The following is a 19364-nucleotide window of genomic DNA, read 5'->3' as shown; positions in this document are numbered from 1 at the left end:
ACTCACGGAATCAGTCGCCGAGGTGGATCCAGGTCGCCTTCATCTCGGTGTACTTGTCGAAGGCATGCAGCGACTTGTCACGGCCGTTGCCGGACTGCTTGTAGCCGCCGAACGGAGCGGTCATGTCGCCACCGTCCCAGTAGTTGACCCAGACGCTGCCCGCGCGCAGGTTGCGGGCTACGCGGTGGGCCCGGGAGATGTCGCGCGTCCATACGCCCGCCGCCAGCCCGTACTCGCTGTCATTGGCCAACTGCAGCGCCTGCTGCTCGCCGTCGAAGGTGATCACCGACAGTACCGGGCCGAAGATTTCCTCGCGGGCGATGCGCTGCTGCGGCGAGACCTCGTCGAATACCGTGGGTTCGAGGTAGCAGCCGCCCTCCACCACCTGCGCACGCTTGCCGCCCAGCAGCAGCCGCGCGCCTTCGGCGGTGCCTTCGTCGATGTAACCGAGCACCCGCTGCAACTGGGCTTCGTCCACCATCGCGCCCATCGGCGCCCCCGGTTCGAACGGATGCTTCGGCTGCATGCGCCGGCCATGCTCGACCACGCGCGCGACGAATTCATCCTTGATCGAGCGTTCCACCAGCAGCCGTGAGGCTGCCGTGCACACCTCGCCCTGGTTGTAGAAGATGCCACTGGCCGCCGCTTCGGCAGCCTTGTCCAGGTCCGGGGCGTCGGCGAACACGATGTTGGGACTCTTGCCGCCGCATTCCATGTACGCGCGCTTCATGTTGGACAGGCCCGCGCATTGCAGCAGCCGCTTGCCCACCGCGGTGGAGCCGGTGAACACCAGCCCGTCCACGTCCATGTGCAGGGCCAGCGGCTCGCCCGCGCCCTTGCCATTGCCCGGCACCACGTTGAACACGCCCTCGGGCACCCCGGCCTCGGCCACCAGCTCGGCGAAACGCAGCGCGCTCAGCGGCGACTTCTCCGAGGGCTTGAGCACCACCGAATTGCCGGCGGCCAGCGCCGGGGCGATCTTCCATGCCGCCATCAGCAGCGGGAAGTTCCACGGCACGATCGCCGCGACCACGCCCAGTGGCTCGCGCGTGATCAGGCCCAGCTCGTTGCTGCCGGTGGGCGCCACCTCGCCATACAGCTTGTCCACCGCCTCGGCGGTCCACTGGATGCAGCGGACCACCCCGCCGATGTCCACCCCGCGTGCTTCGCCGACCGGCTTGCCCATGTCCAGCGTTTCCAGCAGCGCCAACTCATCGGCATGGCGCTCCACCAGCCCGGCCAGGCGCAGCAGCACCTGCTTGCGCCGCGCCGGCTTCAACCCCGCCCACTGCCCCTTCTGGAAGGCACGCCGCGCCGCGGCCACGGCGTGGTCCACATCCCGTTGGCCGCATTCGGCCACCTGCGCCAGCACCCGCCCATCAATCGGGCTGATGCACTGGAAGCTCGCGCCGGACGCGGCATCCACGTAGCGGCCGTCGATGAAGGCGCGGGTGCGCAGCGACAGGCCGTCGGCCAGCGCCTGCCATTGTTCGCGGAGGTGCGGCGTATTCATGGTCTGCTTCCTGTTGCGGGACAACGCGGCGCGGGCCGCCACCGTGCATGGTACGCCGGCCACGCTGCACGGCCGTCATGAATCCCTGCCGTCGCACGGCCTACGGGACTTGCCCCGGCACCGCCCCGGGTCACTACAATGCCCGCCCACGTTTCAACCGGCAGCCGCATGGACATCATCGTCAACGAAGAACTCAAGGCCTACATCGACCCGCTCACGCAGGACGAACATGACGCGCTGGAGCGCAGTCTGCTGGCCGAGGGCTGCCGCGACGCGCTGGTGTTGTGGGGCAACATCCTGATCGACGGCCACAACCGCTACGGCATCTGCACCCGGCACGGCATTCCGTTCAACACCGTGCAGAACACCCGCTTCCAGTCGATGGACGACGTGCACCTGTGGATGATCGAGCAGCACCTGGGGCGCCGCAGCGTGTCCGATTTCCAGCGCGGCGTGCTGGCCCTGCGCAAGCGCGCCATCGTCGAGGCGCGCCGCCGCGCCGAGCAGGAGCAGTTGCGCCGGGAGAGCGAAGGTGAAGCCGCGCTGGCCGACGACCACGCCAGCGATGCCGACTCCCCGCCGTGGGACCCGGCACCGAAGCTGTCCAAGGCCGACCTCGCGCGTGAAGCCAAGCTCAGCGCCAGCCAGGTGACCCTGATCGAGAAGATCAGCGCACATGCCGCGCAGGAAGTGATCGAGGCAGTCAAGGCTGGCGAGATCTCGCTCAGCGCCGCCGCGGTGGTCGCCAGCCTGCCGGAAGCCGAACAGCGCGCCGCCGCCCAGGGGGGCAAGAGCGAGTTGAAGGAAGCGGCCAAGCGGGTGCGTGAATCACGCCGCAAGCCCAAGCCCGAAGCCCACCCGGAGCACGACCAGGACGCCCACGACGAAGTGCAGTCCGCACCGTTCACCGCGGCGGCCAGCCCCGAAGTGGAGGCGTTGCGCCAGCGCGTGGCCTCGCTCACTGCGGAGAACCAGGCCCTGCGCATGGAACTGGACGCGCTGCGGGCGCGGCTGGCCGCCAGTCGCGCGGAGGAACCGGAAGCGGCCGCCTCCGACTATTGATCGCCACGCGGCCGGCCCCTTACGCTGCGGGCACGCATGGCGGGGAGCACGCGATGGCATCGGCTTCACCCGAACTCGAATCATTCGTCCGCGAGGCCCTGATGCGCGGCCACAGCCGCGCCCAGGTCAACCAGGCACTGCTGGCCGCCGGCTGGAGCCAAGCGCAGGTACGCGGGGTGCTCGATGGCTGGGCCGAGGTGGATTTCGCCTTGCCGGTACCGCGCCCGCGCGCCTCGCTGTCCGCCCGCGAGGCGTTCGTCTACCTGCTGCTGTTCAGCACGCTGTATTTCTATTGCTGGAACCTGGGCAGCCTGCTGTTCAAGCTGATCGAACACGCCCTGCCCGACCCGGCCGATGCACGCTGGCAGATGCTGCAGCTGGGGCCGTCGATCCGTTGGTCGATCTCGGCGCTGGTGATCGCCTTCCCGGTGTTCGCCTTCCTCAGCCACCGGGTCAGCCGCGACGTGGCCCGGCATCCGATCAAGCGGCTGTCGCCGGTACGGCGCTGGCTGACCTACCTGACCCTGTTCGTCGCCGCCGGGGTGCTGATCGGCGACCTGACCACGCTGGTCTACAACCTGCTCGGCGGTGAACTGAGCCTGCGCTTCGTGCTCAAGGTGCTGGCCGTGGCGCTGCTGGCCGGCACCGTGTTCGGCTGGTACCTGGCCGACCTGCGCCGCGAGGAGGTGAGCCCATGAGCCAGACCGCTTGGGGCAGCCGCCTGCTGTGGGCCACCGGTGTGTTCACCGCACTGGCGATCGCCGCCGGCGTCTGGGTGATCGACTCGCCGGCGCAACAGCGCCTGCTCCGCCTCGACGAAAGCCGCCTGCAGGACCTGCGCTCGCTGGAGCAGGCGGCGCGCAGCTACCGCACCGCACATGAGGCGCTGCCACCGGACATGGCCCGCCTGCGCGCCACACCCGGGCTGGACCTGCCGCTGCACGATCCCGCCGGTGGGCCGGACTACCGCTACCGCCTGCTCGACGACAGCCACTTCGAACTCTGCGCCCTGTTTGCCACCGACAGTGCCCGGCAACGGCGCTTCGGTGGGCTGGAGGCCGATTGGGCTCACCCGGCCGGCGAGCATTGTTTCCGGCGCTCGATCAAGAACGATGAAGACTGAGGCGTGAACGCCGTCGACGATCCGCGCCGCGCGCAGCTGCGCCGGCTCAAGCTGTATGCGGTAGCGATGCTGCTGGCGATGCTGGCCGGCTTCATCGTCAGCCACCTCAACGGCGAGCGCGGCATCTGGGCCTGGGTCAGCGCGTTCTGCGAGGCGGCCACGGTGGGCGCCCTGGCCGACTGGTTCGCGGTGGTGGCGCTGTTCCGGCGCCCGCTCAACCTGCCGATCCCGCACACGGCCATCATCCCGCACAACAAGGAACGCATCGCCGACAGCCTGGCGGTGTTCGTGCGCGACCACTTCCTGGAGCCGGAAACACTGCTGGCCAAGCTCAAGGTGTTCGACCCCGCCACCCGGCTGGGCGAATGGCTGGCGCAGCCGCAGCAGGCGCGCATGCTCGCCGGCATGGCCCGCGGCTGGGCGGTGCAGGCACTGGACCTGCTCGACGAAGCCGCCGTGCGCCGCGCCATCCAGTCCTTCGTGGTCGAACAGCTGCGGCAATGGAATGCGGCGGCCACCGCTGGCGAACTGCTCGGCCTGCTGACCGCCGACAACCGCCACCAGCGCGTACTCGACGAAGGCCTGAAGCGCGTGGCCACCTGGCTGGACAAGGACAGCGTGCGCCAGCATGCCTCGGCACTGATCGTGCGCTACATCCGCAAGGAATGGCCGACGCTGGCCAGCACCGTGGATTGGGTCAAGCCGATCGACGAGATCGGCGATTCACTGGCCGACCGCCTCGCCCGCGCCGGGCTGGAGGAACTGCAGGACGTCCTCTCGCAACCGGAGCACCCGCTGCGGCAGGACTATGCCCGCTGGCTGGGCGACTACATGCAGCGCCTGCGCGAAGACCCGGCGCTGGCCGAGAAGGTCAACACGCTCAAGCAGCAGGTGATCGACCACCCGGCCGTGCAGGATTACGTGCAGGGGCTGTGGAAGCGCGTGCACGACTACCTGCGCGATGACCTTTCGCGCGAGGACTCGGTGCTGGCCGGCTACCTGGAGCGCAGCCTGTCCAAGCTGGGCACCGCCCTCGGCGAGGACCCCGCCCTGCGCGATGCCCTCAACCAGCACATGCTGGCCGGTGCCGAGAAGCTGACCAACCGCCTGCGCAACGGCGTGACCACGCACATCGCGCAGACGGTGAAGGCCTGGGACGAGAAGAAACTGGTCGAGCAGCTGGAACTGAGCGTCGGCCGCGACCTGCAGTACATCCGTTTCAACGGCACCCTCGTCGGCGGCCTGATCGGCCTGCTGCTGCATGCGATCACCGGCTGGCTGAAGTTCTGAGCATCGCCGCTTCGTGACCCTGCTCGCTCCTGGGGAGATGCGGTCGTTTGTGACAATGACGCTTGCCATTGCCAATAAGAATCGTTATCGTTTCGTTCATAGGCAGTACGCTTAGCCTCCCGCGGCATGGACGCCCCGCGCGTTCCCCGCCAAGCCCCGTGTACCCCCACTACAACTCCTGCCACGCGATGCCAACGGCCTCGCGTTGTGCACGCGGCTGACTTTAGGGAGCACTACCCCGCAACGTTGCTCACGCATGGCGTGAGGCGTCGCCATGGGCGAATTCCAGGTCGGCCACCCTTTTGCCCACCAGGAAACCACGATGCAACGCCCTGCCCCCACGTCCCTGCACTTCTCGCTGCTGGCCAGCGCCCTGGCCGCCGCCCTGGCCACCCACGCCGCGCCCGTCCTGGCCGATGACGCCGCCCGCGACCCGGCCACGCTGGATACGGTCAAGGTCGTGGCCGAAGGCGAACTGGCCAACTCCTACACCGTCAAGCACACCGGCACCGCGACCAAGCTGGACCTGTCGCTGCGCCAGACGCCGCAGTCGGTCACCGTCATCACCCGCCAACGGCTGGATGACATGGGCCTGTTCTCGCTGCAGGACGTGATGGGCCAGGTCACCGGCGTGCACGTCTCGGTGACCGACAGCGAACGCATCAACTACGTCTCGCGCGGCTACAACATCACCAACTTCCAGGTCGATGGCATGCTCAACACGTTCGGTGGGTCGATCAAGACCAACACCGACAACGTGATCTACGAGCGCATTGAAGTGGTGCGCGGCGCCACCGGCCTGACCACCGGCGCCGGCGATCCGTCCGGCACCATCAGCTTCGTGCGCAAGCGCCCCACCGACACCCTGCAGATGGGCGCCAACCTCACCGTCGGCCGCTGGAGCAACCAGCGCATGGAGTTCGACCTCGGTGGACCGGTGGCCTGGGATGGCCGCATCCGCGCGCGCGTGGTCGGCGCCAAGCAGCAGAGCGACTCCTTCCGCGACGTCTACAAGCTGGACAAGGACGTGTTCTACGGCATCGTGCAGGCCGACCTCAGCGACAGCACGCTGCTGGAACTGGGGTACGAGTACCAGTCGCCCAAGACCACCGGCGTGACCTGGGGCGTGGTGCCGTACTGGGGCGTGGATGGCAAGCCGGCCAACCTGCCGCGCTCGACCAACCTGTCGGCCAGCTGGAGCCAGTGGCCGATCGTGGAGAAGACCAGCTTCGCGCGCCTTGAGCAGCAGTTGGGCGGCAACTGGACGATCAAGGGCAGCTTCACCCATGCCGACCGCGATACCGATGGCAGCGTCTGGTACGGCGCGGCCGGCAACCCGCGGCCCGACGGCACCGGGGTGACCGCCTACATCTCGCACTTCGCCGAGAAGAGCACGATGGACGTGGCCGACGTCAACGTCACCGGCGCCTTCGAGCTGTTCGGCCACGCCCAGGAAGTGGTATTCGGCTACGGCCAGTCGCTGCGCAAGAGCAAGGCGCCGTCGATCAGCATCCCCGACTACCCGGACAGCTACGCGCAGGTGCCGGACTGGCGCAACTGGACCGGCGACGTGCCGCAGCTGCCCATCGTCCGCAATGGCTACCTCGGCTCGCAGGACGAACTGCGCCAGCGCGGCGCCTACCTGGCCGCGCGCCTGCAGTTGGCCGACCCGCTGCTGGCCGTGGCCGGTGCGCGCTACAGCACCTGGGAAACCCGCAGCTGGCGCTACAGCTACGACAACGCCGGCAACCGCACCGGCACCACCCGTGGCGGCTACAAACCCGACAACACGCTGACCCCGTACTTCGGCCTGATCTACGACATCAACCGCACCTTCAGCGCCTACGCCAGCTACACCGACATCTTCCAGCCTCAGAACTACCGCGACAAGAACAACAGCTACCTGGAGCCGGTGGTCGGCGACATGTGGGAAGCCGGCCTCAAGGCCGAGTTCTTCGACGGGCTGCTCAACACCTCCGTGGCCGTGTTCAAGGGCGAGAAGGACAACGTGGCCGAGCTCGATGACAGCGTGCCGGCCAAGTTCCTGCCCGATGGCAGCGATGCCTACCGCTCCACCGGCAAGGGCAACAAGGTCCAGGGCTGGGAAGTGGAAGCACAGGGCAGCCTCGGCGAGCACTGGAACCTGTCCACCGGCTACGCGCATACCGTGATCGAGAACCAGAAAGGCGTGCGCCAGAACACCACCACGCCGGTCAACACCTTCCGCCTCAACGCCAGCTGGCGTCCGGGCGGCATCGACGGCCGCTTCTGGCTGGGCGGTGGCGCTACCTGGCAGAGCGAGATCTGGCGCAACGGTGCCAGGCCGGCACCGGACTACCTGGTTACCGGGCGTACCGAGAGCGTGCGCATGACCCAGGACGCGTTCTACCTGCTCAACCTGTCCGGTGGCTACCGCTTCAACGCCAACTTCAGCGCCCAGCTCAACGTCAACAACCTGCTGGACAAGAAGTACTACAGCAACGTCGGCTTCTACAACGGCGTGTACTGGGGCGAGCCGCGCAACGTGCAGCTGACCCTGCGCTGGAAGCTGTAACGCCTTTGGGGACGCGCCGCACGCGGCGCCGGCCAGGGATGGCCACTTCATGCAGCGCCGGTCGCCACCGGCACTGCCCGCTCCAGCCTTCACCGCAGGTTTCCGTGGACAGCACGCCCATCGCCAGCTCCTGGCTCGCCCGAATCGAGCACTTCCTCGCACGCCCCTGGCTGGGCGTGCTCTCGCGCAGCATCGCCGCCATCGTCGGCGGGTACGCGCTCGCCGCCACTTCCGCGATGTTCTTCGCCCTTGCCCTGCCGCTGCCACGCAGCCAGGCCGTGCTGACCGGCATGCTGGTCGCCATCGTGCTGTGCGCCTGCGCCGCGCTGTGGGCGTTCGCCACGCGCAGCGCGCTGCGCGCCTGGCTCGGCATCGTGCTGCCCGCCGCGCTGTTCTGGATGGCCGCCGAATGGCTGGGGGTGATGGCATGAAGAACGGATTCCGCCAATCGATGGCATGGCTGCACACCTGGACCGGCCTGCTGGTCGGCTGGTTGTTGCTGCTCATCTTCATGGCCGGCACCGCCAGCTACTACCGCGAGGAAATCAGCCGCTGGATGCGCCCGGAGCTGCCACGCAGCACGGTCAGCAGCGAGGTTGCCGCCGCCAACGCGGTGCGCTTCCTGCAGCGCAAGGCCCCGCAGGCCGAGAGCTGGACCGTCACCCTGCCCGATGCACGCAACCCGGCCATGCGCATGTTCTGGCGCAACCCCGAATCAATGGCCACGCCGCCGGCTGAAGGAGAGAAACGCCGCCGTCGCGGTGGCGGCCGCTTCGGCGACGCCACCGTCGACCCGAACAGCGGCCAGGAGGTGCGTGCACGCGAAACCCGCGGCGGTGACTTCTTCTACCGCATGCACTTCGACCTGCACTACATCCCGGTGATCTGGGCACGTTACATCGTCGGCTTCTGCGCGATGTTCATGCTGGTGGCGATCATCACCGGGGTCATCACCCACAAGAAGATCTTCACCGACTTCTTCACCTTCCGCCCGCAGAAGGGGCTGCGTTCCTGGCTGGACTTCCACAACGTCAGTGCGGTGATGGCGCTGCCGTACCACGCCATGATCACCTACACCGGCATCGTCACCCTGATGTTCCTGTACCTGCCATGGGGCGTGAAGGCGGCCTACCCGGACGACCCGGATGCGTTCTTCTCCGAAGCCTTCGCACGCATGGCCGACGTCGAGGGCCCGGCCGAAGGGCGCGCGCCGCCACTACCGATCCAGCAGTTGCTGGACAGTGCCCGCAAGGAATGGAACGGCGCCGAGGTGGCGGGTTTCACTGTCCATCGCCCGGGCGCGGACAATTCGGTGGCCGACGTGCTGCAGCGGGACGGCCATCGCCTGTCGATCGACACGCCCTCGCTGCGCTACGACGCCCTCACCGGCGTGCGCCTGGAGGGCAGCCCGGCACCGGGCGGTGCCACCCAGACCCGCGGCGTGATGTACGGCCTGCACCTGGCCCGCTTCGCCGACTGGGGGCTGCGCGCCCTGTTCTTCGTCTCCGGCCTGATCGGCTGCCTGATGGTGGCCAGCGGCGTGGTGCTGTGGGCGGTCAAGGAGCGCCCCAAGCACGCCAAGTCGGGCAGGACCGGCTTCGGCCTGCGTCTGGTCGATGCCCTGAACATCGGCGCGGTGGCGGGTTTGCCGATCGCCTTCGCCGCCTATTTCTGGGGCAACCGGCTGTTGCCGGTGGAACTGGCCGAACGCAGCGCGGCCGAAGCCAACGTGTTCTTCTACGCGTGGGGGGCCGCCCTGCTCGCGGCATTCATCTGGCCCAAGCGGATGATGTGGGCCTGGCAACTGTACGTGGGCGCGGCGATGTTCGCGCTGATTCCGCTGGTCAATGCACTGACCACGCACGCCCATCTGGGCGTGACCTTGCTGCAGGGCGACTGGCCGCTGGCCGGCGTGGATCTTTTCATGCTGGTGTTCGGCGTCGTGCTGGCCTACTGCGGCTGGCGCATGCAGCACTGGCAGCCCCCCTTGAGTGCGGCGGAGAAGAAGCGTCGCCAGCAGGCGGCCGCTGCGGGAGCGGGCGCATGATGCTGCTCGCCCTGGGGCTGTCGTTCGCGGCGTTCACCGCGCTGTCGCTGGCCATGGAAAAGCACCAGCGCGAGCTGCAGCGCAGCGCCGCACGCACGTCGCTGTGGCGCGGGTTGGGTTGGGGCCTGCTCGCAGTGGCGTTCGCCATCAGTGTCATCGACCACGGCTGGGCCAAGGGCCCGGTGCTGTGGCTGGGGGCGCTGACCGTGGCCGGCCTGCTGCTGGCGTTCGGCCTGTACCCCTACCGGCCCCGCTGGATCGTGCCATTGGCCTGGGCCCTGCCGGTCATCGGCCTGGCCGCGACCGTCGTGCCCTGAGCCCGTACGAGCGACCCTGGTCGCCAAGCCGATGATGCATCCGGATACGCCTTCATCGTCCAACGACCGGGCGAGCCAGGCGGTATCGGCTTCGCGGCCAAGGCCGCTCCTGCCCACTTCGGTCAGGGCACCAGCGAGAACAGGTGCGCCGGGACGGACCGGTCATGGACGATGAGCCGGTTGCGCGCGATGCCCTCGTGCAATGCCCCGGACTTCACCGCCACCCTTTCGCTGGCGGTGTTGCCCACCGCCACCACGATCTCGATGCGCTGCAGGCCTTCGTGGTCGAACCCGTGCGCTGCCAGCGCACGCACGCAGCGTGGCGCGATGCCGTGCCCCTGGCGCGACGTGCGCACCCAGTACCCCAGGTTGCAGAACCGGTGGCCACGCCGGATCTCGTTCAAGCCCGCGCCGCCAAGGAAGGCCCCGGTCTGCTCGCAGAAGACCCCGAACTCCAGTGCATCCCCCCGCTCGCGTCGTGCACGGCAGTCGGCGAACCACGCCAGCGCCTGCACGGTGTCGTAGTCCGGTGTTGCCCATGGCATCCACCGGCCCACGCTCTGGGCCGATTCGCGTACCGCTTCGGCGAACGGCTCCGCGTCGCTGTCCTCGAAGGGCCGCAGCAGCAAGCCTTCAAACACGATGGACGATGCTGCCATGCTGCCTCCCGCGCTCATCGTCTCATCCCAACCGCTGCAGTTCCCAGGCGCGGTGGATGCGGGCGTTGCGCTCGAAATCCGGGCCGATGGTCCTGGCACTGATCTCGCGGCAGCGGGCGAACTCGGCGATGGCGTTCTCTTCCAGCTTGAAGCGGCGGAAGTTGTTGGAGAAATACAGCACGCCGCCCGGCGCCAGGCGCGCCACCGCCGCGCGCAGCAGGCGCAGCTGCTCGCGCTGCACGTCGAAGTCCTCGGCGCGCGCGGAGTTGGAGAAAGTCGGCGGGTCGCAGAAGATCACGTCGAACTGGCCCTGCTCGGCTTCCAGCCACTTGATCGCATCGGCCTGCACCAGCTGGTGGCGGCTGCCGCCCATGCCGTTCAGGGCCAGGTTGTCGGCGCACCACTGCAAGTAGGTGCCGGACAGGTCGACGCTGGTGGTCGAAACCGCGCCGGCCACCGCCGCTTCCACGCTGGCCACGCCGGTGTAACAGAACAGGTTGAGGAAGCACTTGCCGCGTGCCTGCTCGGCCATGTGCCGGCGCAACGGGCGGTGGTCCAGGAACAGGCCGGTGTCCAGGTAGTCGAACAGGTTCACGCGCAGCAGCGCATTGTTCTCGCGCACCAGGATGAACTCGCCACGCTGCTCGAAACGGCCGTACTTGCTGCCGCCCTTGCCGCGCTCGCGCGACTTCAACGCCACCTGCTCGGCCGGCACCTGGAACACCTCGCGCGCGGCGGCCAGCAACTCGTTGCGGCGGCGGCGCACGTCGGCATCGGGAATCGTGGCCGGCGCAGCGTACTCCTGCACATGCAGGAAGGTGCGGCCCTTGCCGCCATCCTCGCGGTAGACGTCGATGGCGGCGGCGTACTCGGGCAGGTCGGCGTCATAGGCGCGGAAGCAGGTAACGTCCTCGCGCGCCAACCAGCTCTTGAACTTCTTGAGGTTCTTGCGCAGGCGGTTGGCCACCATCTGCGCACCTTCGCTCAGCTCGCGCGGCTGGCCATCGTTTTCGCGCGCCGGCACCGCGATCGGGTCGCAGACGATCAGCGCGCACTCGATGGCACCGTTGAACAGCTGGTAGGTCTTGCGCGCACGCAGGCCCGTGGCGAAGGCCAAATCGGCGCTACCGCAAAGCAGGCTGGCCTTCCATTGCGGCACCGCGCGCTTGAGCGCATCACCGATGCGACGGTACAGCACCGCGTCGGCGGCCAGGCGTTCGTCATACGGCGGATTGCAGACCACGCAGCCGATCTCCTGCGGCGGCACCTGCATGTCGGCGACATCACGCACGCCGAACCAGATCGCTTCGCTGACACCGGCCACCTCGGCGTTCTCCTTGGCGGCACGGATCGCCTGCGGGTCGATGTCGCTGCCATGGATGACCTGCTTCAGCGCGGCACGCCCGGCCTGCTCGCGCTCGCGCGCCTCGGCCATCAGCGCCTTCCACTGGACCTGGTCGAAGCCGCGCCAGCGGCTCGGCGGAATGCTGCCGTGGCGCTGCAGGCCCGGCGCGACATCGGCGGCCATCAGCGCGCCCTCGATCAGCAGCGTGCCACTGCCGCACATCGGGTCGAGCAGGCCACCACCTTCGGCATGGATCTTCGGCCAGCCGGCGCGCATCAGCACCGCGGCGGCCAGGTTTTCCTTCAGCGGGGCGTCGTTCTGCGACTGGCGCCAGCCGCGGCGGTGCATCGGGCCACCGCTCAGGTCGATCGAGATGGTGGCGCGGCCCTTGCGCAGCGACAGGTTGATGCGCACGTCCGGCAGATCGACGTTCACCGACGGGCGCTCCAGGCCTTCACCGCGCAGGCGGTCGACCACCGCGTCCTTGACCCGCTGTGCGGCGAAGCGCGCGTGGGTGATGGCGGTGCCGGACACATGCGCGTCCACGGCTAGGGTCAGGTCGGCGTCCAGATGCTCTTCCCACGGCATCGACACCACGCCCTGGTACAGCGCGGCTTCGTCGGGGCAGTCGAACTCTTCCAGCGGCCACAGCACGCGGCTGGCCAACCGCGACCACAGCACCACGCGCTGCGCATCGCGCAGCTCGCCTTCGGCATTGACGCCGGCAATGGTGGCGGTGGCCTTGGGCAGGCCCATCGCCAGCAGTTCGTCGGCGAGCAGGTACTCAAGGCCCTTGGCGCAGGAAACAAAGAATTTCACGGGATCGGATCAACTGTCGGAAAGGAGGGGATGCGGGCGGGCACGACGGCCGGCCCCGGACGGCATCCAGGGGCGTCATTGTAGGCAGTTGCCGGCCAACGCGCCGGAACGCCGGCTTGACGGGGCTCAGAGCGAGCGCAGCAGGGTCTCGAAGGCCTGCGCGGAGGCCTCGACGTTGCGCATCAGGCGGTGGCTGTCATTGACCATCAACAGGCGCGCCGAGCGCTGCCCGGCCCAGCGGATCACCTCCTCGGCCGGGATGATCTCGTCATGCCAGGCGTGCACCACGCTGATCGGCACCGCGGCCGCGTCCAGCGCCGGCATCGGCCCCATCGTGGTCGGCGGCACCATCAGGAACAGACCCTTGACCGGCACCTGCAGCGAGGTGATCGCCGAGATGTAGGCGCCCAGGCTGGAGCCGCCCAGCACCAGCGGGCCACGCGCGGCCATTTCGCCGGCACGCTGGACCAAGCGCTGCAGCCGCGCCGGCACGTCACCGACCGGGCTGATCTCGCGGCGGGCATCCAGGTCGGTGTAGTCGGGGCGCTCGTGGGTCCAGCCCAGCCGCTCGGCGACTTCGGCCAGCGCGGTGACCTTGGTGGCGTCAGGGCCACTCTCGAAACCGTGGGAAAGGATGCAGTGGCCGCGGCTCATGGCTGGCAGGCGGGAAGATCGGGATTCATCGACGAATGCTAGCATCCGCACATGCCTCTGCCGCCCCCGATCATCGCCGCGCCCCTGCCCTACGAACCATTGCTGGGCAGCCGCGCGCTCACCGACGTCGACCTGGTGGTCATCCACTGCACCGAACTGCCGGACCTGGCCACGGCCCGCCAATACGGCGAGCGCACCGTCTACGACAGCGGCACCGGCAACAGCGGCCATTACTACATCGACCGCGACGGCAGCATCCTGCAGTACGTGGCGCTGGAGCGCGTGGCACACCACGTGCGCGGCATCAACCCGCGCTCGGTCGGCATCGAGCTGGTCAACACCGGGCGTTACCCGGACTGGTTCGACTCACGCACCCAGCAGATGGGCGAACCCTACCCCGAGGCGCAGATCGCATCACTGGTGCGCCTGCTGCAATGGCTGCCGGACCAGCTCCCGGCGCTGCGCTGGATCGCCGGCCACGAGCAGCTGGACACCGCGCGCGTACCGGCCAGCGACGATGCGACCCGCGAGGTCGCGCGCAAGCTCGACCCGGGCCCGCAGTTCCCGTGGGCGCAGGTGCTCGGCGCGGTCACCCTGCAGCCACTGCCGCTCTGAGCCCGGCCTATTCGGCCACGAACTGGTACTTCTCGCCTGCGGTCACCCGCAGCTCGAGCCGGTTGACCGCCGGCGCGATCGGGCACACCACGTGCCGGCTCAATGCGCAGGGCGGGTTCTGCGCGCGGTTGAAGTCGAGCACGACCTCGCCATCACGCGGCGCCGATGCATTGAGGTAACGCGCGCCGCCAAAGGTCTCGCGGCCGCCGGTAAGGTCGGTGAAGATGAAGAACAGGTTGGGCGACAACGGTTCAGAGGCATCCTGCATCGCCTGCAGGCGATAGTGGCGGCCCCCGACCTCGAACTCGGCCTCCCCGGGCGCGACGGCCGGCAATGGCGTGCCGATCGAACTGAGCAGCATCGCCGGAGCCGGGCGCGGGAATGGTTTCCAGCGCGCCACCACCCGCCAGCGCGGGTCCACCGGGAAGTGCTCGATGCCACGGAAGCCGCGTCGCAGCGCCGCGTTGGTATCCCGGCAACGCCAGCCCAGCACGTTGCCGATCCGCACCAGGTAGAACTCGGCGCTGCCGAAATGCAGCCGGCTGGCCTCCTTGCCATCACCCGCCGGCTGCAGCGTGGCGCCCCGCAGCGGCTGGCCGTTGAGGGTGACGCCGGTGCCCGGGTAGCCCTCGATGGTGGCCTTGCCGGCCGCGTCGATGCTCAGCCGGCCCACCCGCTCCGGCCCCAACGGCAGCCGCACGTCGCTATCGGGCGCGCTGCCGACCGAATAGGTCGTCCCGGCCTCCAGCCGCCCCGAGCCCACGTAGCTGAGCCAGCCCTGCGGCCCGCGCAAGCGTGCCAGGCGCTGCGTGCGCCATTGCTCCACGTCACGCTGGTACTGCCGCACGTCGTAGGGGTGCTGCAGCGCGTCGTTGGCAAACGGGTCGTTGGCCGGCGTACAGGCCGCCAGCAACAACGCCAGCGACAACGCCAGCGACAGCAGGAATGCCCCTTTCATCGAAACCATGTCTCCCCCGAGGCCCTTGGTTCTTTCGCGTGTCAGCCTACCGCCACGGGTCGTGACGGATCACTGGACCAGCCACTCCAGGAGTCGGCGAACACGCGCGCCCCCGCCAGGCCGGCATGTTCGAACGCCAGCAGCAGGTGGCAGGCGGTCACCCCGGACCCACACATCAGCACCGTCTCCCGGGCGGGCTGGTCACCCAGCAGCGCGCCCAGTTCGGCCTGCAGTTCCGCCGCCGGGCGCAGGCGCCCTTCATGCACGTTCATGCCGAACGGCCGGTTCAATGCCCCCGGCACGTGGCCGGCGACCCGGTCCAGCGGCTCGACGTCACCGCGATAGCGTTCGGCCGCGCGCGCGTCCACCAGCCACCCCGGCCGCTGTGCCAGGCGCGCCTGCACCTCGTCGGCGCTCACCACCTGGTCCATGTCGAACCGGCCCGGATACGGCCCCAGCGCGGTCACTTCCGGCACCTGGCTGTCGAGCGGATGGCCGGCCGCCTGCCAGGCCGCCAGCCCGCCATCGAGCACGGCAACGTTGCGGTGGCCGATCAGGCGCAGCAGCCACCACAGGCGCGCGGCCGCCATGCTGCCGTCGGCGGCGTCATAGACCACCACCTGGGTGTCGGGGCCGATGCCCCAGCGGCCCAGCGTCGCGGCGAAGGTGTCGCTGTCCGGCAGCGGGTGGCGGCCATGTCCCTGCCTGCCCAGGTCGGACAGGTCGCGGTTGAGGTCGGCATGCAGCGCGCCGGCGATGTGCCCCGCCGCGTACTGCGCCGCCCCCGACTGCGGGTCGGCCAGCGAGAAACGCGCGTCCACCACCCGCACCGCGGTGCTGGCGGTGGCACGTGCATCGAGCACCTGCACCGACGGCCCGGCCAGCGCGGCGGCCAGGCGGGGAACATCGACCAGCGTGGTCCACGGCAATCCGGTCAGGCTCATCTCACGTGCTCCAGGCGACGACGCAGGTTGTAAAGGATGGCGGCCGTGGCTCCCCAGATGCGCTGGCCCGGCCAGGTGTACTCCAGCACATGCCGCACCCGGCCGCGGTGCTCCACGTCCACGTGGCGCAGGTTGGCCGGATCCATCAGGTAGTCCAGCGGCACTTCGAATACTTCGGCCACCTCGCCCGGCTCCGGGCGCGGCACGAAATCCGGGTCCACCACCGCCACCACCGGCGTCACCCGGAAGCCACTGATGGTGATGAACGGGTCCAGGTACCCCAGCGCCAGCACCTGCTGCGATGGCAAGGCGATTTCCTCGTCGCTCTCGCGCAGCGCGGCGGCCAGGGGATTACGGTCGCGCTTTTCCATCCGGCCGCCCGGGAAGCCGACCTGCCCCCCGTGGTTGCGCAATGCCTCGGTGCGGCGCGTCAGCAGCACCTGCGTACCCTGCGCGCGCGGCACCAGCCCGGCCAGCACCGCGGCCTCCACCGGCGGCCCCGGCGGCAACAGGTCTTCCAGTTCACTGCGGTTCCAGCCCGGTCCGGCCGGCACGCGGGTCAGCGGAAGCAGGGCCTGCTGCAGGCGATCACGCCCGGCCAGGCGCTCGGCGAAGCTGGCCGCCTGGCGCGCACGCCCCGGCAACACCTGCTCCATCAATCCGCGACGCTCGCTCTCGCTCATGCGCATCCAGCTCCCGATCTCGTTTCCCGTGCGCCAGCACCCTCGGCAAAGGCCTTCCGCGTCCAGTGCGCACACACCGATGCAGGGGCTGGAGACGGCACGAACCGGAGAACCCATCAATTCAGACATCTCCCCAGCTTAGCGCGGCGCGAGGACAGCGCACAGGCTGGGCAGGGCGTGATGTCGCGCTGTTCCACGCGGGTCGGTGATCGCGATGCGGGCGGAACGACCGTGCCCCAACGGCGGCGCCCTGCCGCCTGCACAGTAAAATTTGTGACGGACATCAAGTCTATTGAACTGACGTTCATCCCCATGCACACTCGGGTTGCCGTCAGGGGGAAACACGAAACCACGTCACGCAGTCCGCAGGGTCCGGTGGCACGCCCACCACACCACTGCTGCCTTCGTTGCGCTGGGGCCTCTCGTTTTTCACTCTGTAACGGAGCCAGAAATGAAAGTGGCAAAACCTTCCCTGTTGTTGACCGCGCTTGCGCTGGGCACCTGCCTTGCCGCCCACGCCGCCGAACCACCCACCACCGAAGCCCCGGCCACCACGGCCGAGAGTGGCATGGTCGCCGGCATCGACCCCACCACCGGCAAGCTGCGCAAACTCACCGACGCAGAAATCCGCGCCCTCTCCGAGAAGGCCAACGCCATGCCCGCCACGGCGCGTAGCGCCGCCGGCAGCAGCACCGCCACCAACGCCGCCTGGGCACGCATGCCGCAGAACAGCGCCCAGGCCACCGCCACCATCCGCACCCATGCCAACGGCATGAGCAGCGCGGAACTGCCGGTCTCGGCAATGAATTCGCTCACCGTCGAACGCGCTGCCGATGGCAGCGTGCAGGTGCTGGAGAACGGCGCACCGCCGTCGCATGGACGCCAGGAGGTCAGCAAATGAAGACGCATCTGCTCTGCGCCCTGATCGGCGCCAGCCTGTTCGCCGCGTCGGCCGAAGCGGCCGTGATCACCCCGGTCAACCAGGACCCGGTTGGCAAGGGCCTCAATGACCCCACCGCACGCGCGCCGGAAGGCGGCAACCCGGGCAAGACCGTCGGTGAACAGCGCCGCATCGTCTACCGCTACGCCGCCGACCTGTGGGGGGCGGTGCTGAACAGCGACGTGGAAACCTTCGTCGGCGCCAGCTTCCAGGACCTGACCTGCACCGCCACCGGCGGCACCCTGGGCTCGGCCGGCGCCGCATGGATCGCCACCTCCGCGCCCTCGGGCAGCCAGCTCGGCATGATCTACCACGGCCCGCTGGCCAACGCGATCAACGGCTCGCGCATCAGCATCAGCTCGTCCGGCACCGACATCACCAGCCGCTTCAACAACAACCTGGGCGGCACCAATCCGGACGGCACGCCGTGCATGACCGGCTCGGGCTGGTACTACGGGCTCGATGGCAAGACGCCGGCCGGGCAGATCAACTTCCTGGACGTGGTGCTGCATGAGATCGGCCACGGCCTGGGCTTCTCCGGCTTCGTCGGCTACACCAGCGGGCGCCTGGGCGAGCGCACCGGCATCCCCAGCTACTACGGCTATTCGGACGTGTACACCGACAACGCGTTCGACAACCTCACCGGCAAGCGCTTCACCGACGCAAGCATGACCAACGCGCTGCGTGCCACCTCGATCAAGACCCGCGGCGGCCCGGCCTGGAATGGTGCCAGCACCCGTGCGCAGGCGCCGTTGTGGCTGGATCCGGCGGTGGTGCTGTCCATCAGCGGCATCAGCCCCACCTTGGTCACCCAGTTCTACGGCACGGCTTCGTTCGGGCCCAAGGCCACCTCCGACAACTTCGCCGGCAGCGTGGTGGTTGCCAATGACGGCACCGGCAGCGACACCGCCGATGCCTGCGAGGCCCTGCCGGCCGGCAGCCTGACCGGCAAGGTGGCCTACATCAACCGCGGCGGCTGCGCCTTCGAGATCAAGGCCGCCAACGCCGAAGCCGCCGGGGCGGTCGCGGCGATCATCGGCAACGTGGCCAGCTCCGGTGATCCGGGCACCGCACCGGGCATGACCGAGGATGCAACGGTCACCGCCAACATCCCCACCGTCAGCGTCAACCTGACCGATGCCAACCGCATCAAGGCCGGAGCCCAGGGCGGTGCGGCGATGACCGCGGCGTTGGGCGAGGTGGCCGGGCAGATGGCCGGTGCCGATCCCAGCGGGCGTCCGCTGCTGTACGCCCCTGCCACGGTCGCCAGCGGCTCGTCGTTCTCGCACTTCGAGAGCGTGCTGATCCCCGACGCCCTGATGGAGCCGGCCAACAGCGATGAAACCGACGGTGCCCGCATCGTCGACCTGACCCTGGGCGTGTTCGCCGACGAGGGCTGGGTGTTGAACACCGGCACGGCGCGTATCGGCACCTGCGATACCGGCGTGAAGCTGTTCAAGAACCCGGGCCTGATCGCCGGTGCCAACGTGCAGGCACAGGACCGCCTGTGCCGTACCAGCGCCAACGGCAACCGCGGTGCCTACCTGCGATGCATGAACGACACCGCCTCGGACCTGAAGGCACTGGGCATGGTCAGCAACGTCGAGCAGGCCAGCATCCGCTCCTGCGCGGCCAAGGTGACGTCGCTGTAAGCCCGCGCTTCAACCCTGCAGTACCACGACCGGCGCCCGCGTGGCGCCGGTCGTGTGTCAGGCCCCTTCCCGCGCAGGCCCGGAATCGATCCGGATGTACACCCACAAAAAAGCGGCGGGGGGGTGGCACCCGCGCGGGGGGTGTGGCGGGAACGGGCGGGGGTGTGATAACGCGGGCCCCCGTGGTAG

At 68.9% G+C, this 19364-nt stretch carries 18 protein-coding genes; 11 read left to right on the top strand and 7 right to left on the bottom strand.

Annotation, left to right across the window (positions count from 1 at the left end; genetic code table 11):
* Nucleotides 1-10 precede the first annotated feature (10 nt).
* Nucleotides 11-1513: an aldehyde dehydrogenase gene (locus tag ACIPR8_RS04865; RefSeq protein ID WP_446540308.1), complete on the bottom strand. Its 1503-nt coding sequence runs from the start codon at nucleotides 1511-1513 to the stop codon at nucleotides 11-13.
* Nucleotides 1514-1681: 168 nt separating this feature from the next.
* Here ACIPR8_RS04865 and ACIPR8_RS04860 point away from each other — a divergent pair, with 168 nt between their 5' ends.
* From ACIPR8_RS04860 to ACIPR8_RS04825, 8 genes are all read left to right on the top strand, one after another.
* Complete coding sequence (locus ACIPR8_RS04860) at nucleotides 1682-2575, top strand: plasmid replication/partition related protein (protein WP_446540307.1); 894 nt, start codon at nucleotides 1682-1684, stop codon at nucleotides 2573-2575.
* Between the two features lie 53 nt (nucleotides 2576-2628).
* Nucleotides 2629-3273, top strand: coding sequence for a DUF5671 domain-containing protein (locus ACIPR8_RS04855; RefSeq protein WP_192288020.1), 645 nt, complete (start codon nucleotides 2629-2631; stop codon nucleotides 3271-3273).
* Entirely contained in the window at nucleotides 3270-3698 is a 429-nt protein-coding gene (locus ACIPR8_RS04850) for a hypothetical protein (RefSeq protein WP_446540306.1), read from the top strand. The genes ACIPR8_RS04855 and ACIPR8_RS04850 overlap by 4 nt, the downstream gene beginning before the upstream one ends.
* A 3-nt stretch (nucleotides 3699-3701) precedes the next feature.
* Nucleotides 3702-4988 carry a DUF445 domain-containing protein gene (locus tag ACIPR8_RS04845; protein WP_446540305.1) on the top strand — a complete coding sequence of 429 codons (1287 nt, stop codon included), beginning with the start codon at nucleotides 3702-3704 and terminating at the stop codon, nucleotides 4986-4988.
* Nucleotides 4989-5310: 322 nt separating this feature from the next.
* A complete protein-coding gene (locus ACIPR8_RS04840) occupies nucleotides 5311-7542 on the top strand; it encodes a TonB-dependent siderophore receptor (protein WP_313251413.1) in 2232 nt (743 codons plus the stop codon).
* Nucleotides 7543-7646: 104 nt separating this feature from the next.
* On the top strand, nucleotides 7647-7973 hold the full coding sequence (locus tag ACIPR8_RS04835) for a DUF3649 domain-containing protein (RefSeq protein WP_243693940.1): 327 nt from the start codon (nucleotides 7647-7649) through the stop codon (nucleotides 7971-7973).
* Entirely contained in the window at nucleotides 7970-9589 is a 1620-nt protein-coding gene (locus ACIPR8_RS04830) for a PepSY-associated TM helix domain-containing protein (RefSeq protein WP_446540304.1), read from the top strand. Before ACIPR8_RS04835 ends, ACIPR8_RS04830 begins: the two co-directional genes overlap by 4 nt.
* The gene (locus ACIPR8_RS04825; protein ID WP_446540303.1) at nucleotides 9586-9906 is read left to right on the top strand and encodes a DUF3325 domain-containing protein; all 321 of its coding nucleotides are present in this window, start codon (nucleotides 9586-9588) and stop codon (nucleotides 9904-9906) included. The genes ACIPR8_RS04830 and ACIPR8_RS04825 overlap by 4 nt, the downstream gene beginning before the upstream one ends.
* A 122-nt stretch (nucleotides 9907-10028) precedes the next feature.
* Here ACIPR8_RS04825 and ACIPR8_RS04820 read toward each other — a convergent pair whose 3' ends face one another.
* From ACIPR8_RS04820 to ACIPR8_RS04810, 3 genes are all read right to left on the bottom strand, one after another.
* Complete coding sequence (locus ACIPR8_RS04820) at nucleotides 10029-10565, bottom strand: GNAT family N-acetyltransferase (protein WP_446540302.1); 537 nt, start codon at nucleotides 10563-10565, stop codon at nucleotides 10029-10031.
* A 22-nt stretch (nucleotides 10566-10587) separates the two neighbouring features.
* Nucleotides 10588-12729, bottom strand: coding sequence for a bifunctional 23S rRNA (guanine(2069)-N(7))-methyltransferase RlmK/23S rRNA (guanine(2445)-N(2))-methyltransferase RlmL (rlmKL, locus tag ACIPR8_RS04815; RefSeq protein ID WP_446540301.1), 2142 nt, complete (start codon nucleotides 12727-12729; stop codon nucleotides 10588-10590).
* Between the two features lie 126 nt (nucleotides 12730-12855).
* Complete coding sequence (locus ACIPR8_RS04810) at nucleotides 12856-13383, bottom strand: hypothetical protein (protein WP_323439388.1); 528 nt, start codon at nucleotides 13381-13383, stop codon at nucleotides 12856-12858.
* A 51-nt stretch (nucleotides 13384-13434) separates the two neighbouring features.
* On the opposite strand from ACIPR8_RS04810, the gene ACIPR8_RS04805 reads away from it, so the two are divergent.
* The gene (locus ACIPR8_RS04805; RefSeq protein WP_446540300.1) at nucleotides 13435-13998 is read left to right on the top strand and encodes an N-acetylmuramoyl-L-alanine amidase; all 564 of its coding nucleotides are present in this window, start codon (nucleotides 13435-13437) and stop codon (nucleotides 13996-13998) included.
* A gap of 7 nt (nucleotides 13999-14005) precedes the next feature.
* Here ACIPR8_RS04805 and ACIPR8_RS04800 read toward each other — a convergent pair whose 3' ends face one another.
* From ACIPR8_RS04800 to ACIPR8_RS04790, 3 genes are read right to left on the bottom strand one after another with little or no spacing between them, the layout of a single operon-like run.
* Complete coding sequence (locus ACIPR8_RS04800; protein WP_446540299.1) at nucleotides 14006-14956, bottom strand: DUF1684 domain-containing protein; 951 nt, start codon at nucleotides 14954-14956, stop codon at nucleotides 14006-14008.
* Nucleotides 14957-14997: 41 nt separating this feature from the next.
* Entirely contained in the window at nucleotides 14998-15900 is a 903-nt protein-coding gene (locus ACIPR8_RS04795) for a sulfurtransferase (RefSeq protein ID WP_446540298.1), read from the bottom strand.
* Complete coding sequence (locus ACIPR8_RS04790; RefSeq protein ID WP_192288010.1) at nucleotides 15897-16700, bottom strand: CoA pyrophosphatase; 804 nt, start codon at nucleotides 16698-16700, stop codon at nucleotides 15897-15899. Before ACIPR8_RS04790 ends, ACIPR8_RS04795 begins: the two co-directional genes overlap by 4 nt.
* Before the next feature lie 334 nt (nucleotides 16701-17034).
* Between ACIPR8_RS04790 and ACIPR8_RS04785 the strand changes: the two genes are divergently transcribed.
* Nucleotides 17035-17484: a post-PEP-CTERM-1 domain-containing protein gene (locus tag ACIPR8_RS04785; protein ID WP_192288009.1), complete on the top strand. Its 450-nt coding sequence runs from the start codon at nucleotides 17035-17037 to the stop codon at nucleotides 17482-17484.
* Nucleotides 17481-19175, top strand: coding sequence for a PA domain-containing protein (locus ACIPR8_RS04780; protein WP_446540297.1), 1695 nt, complete (start codon nucleotides 17481-17483; stop codon nucleotides 19173-19175). Before ACIPR8_RS04785 ends, ACIPR8_RS04780 begins: the two co-directional genes overlap by 4 nt.
* The last annotated feature ends 189 nt before the right edge of the window (nucleotides 19176-19364 follow it).

The organism is Stenotrophomonas sp. LARHCG68 (assembly GCF_052871705.1).
This window is presented reverse-complemented; position numbering and strand designations above follow the sequence as displayed.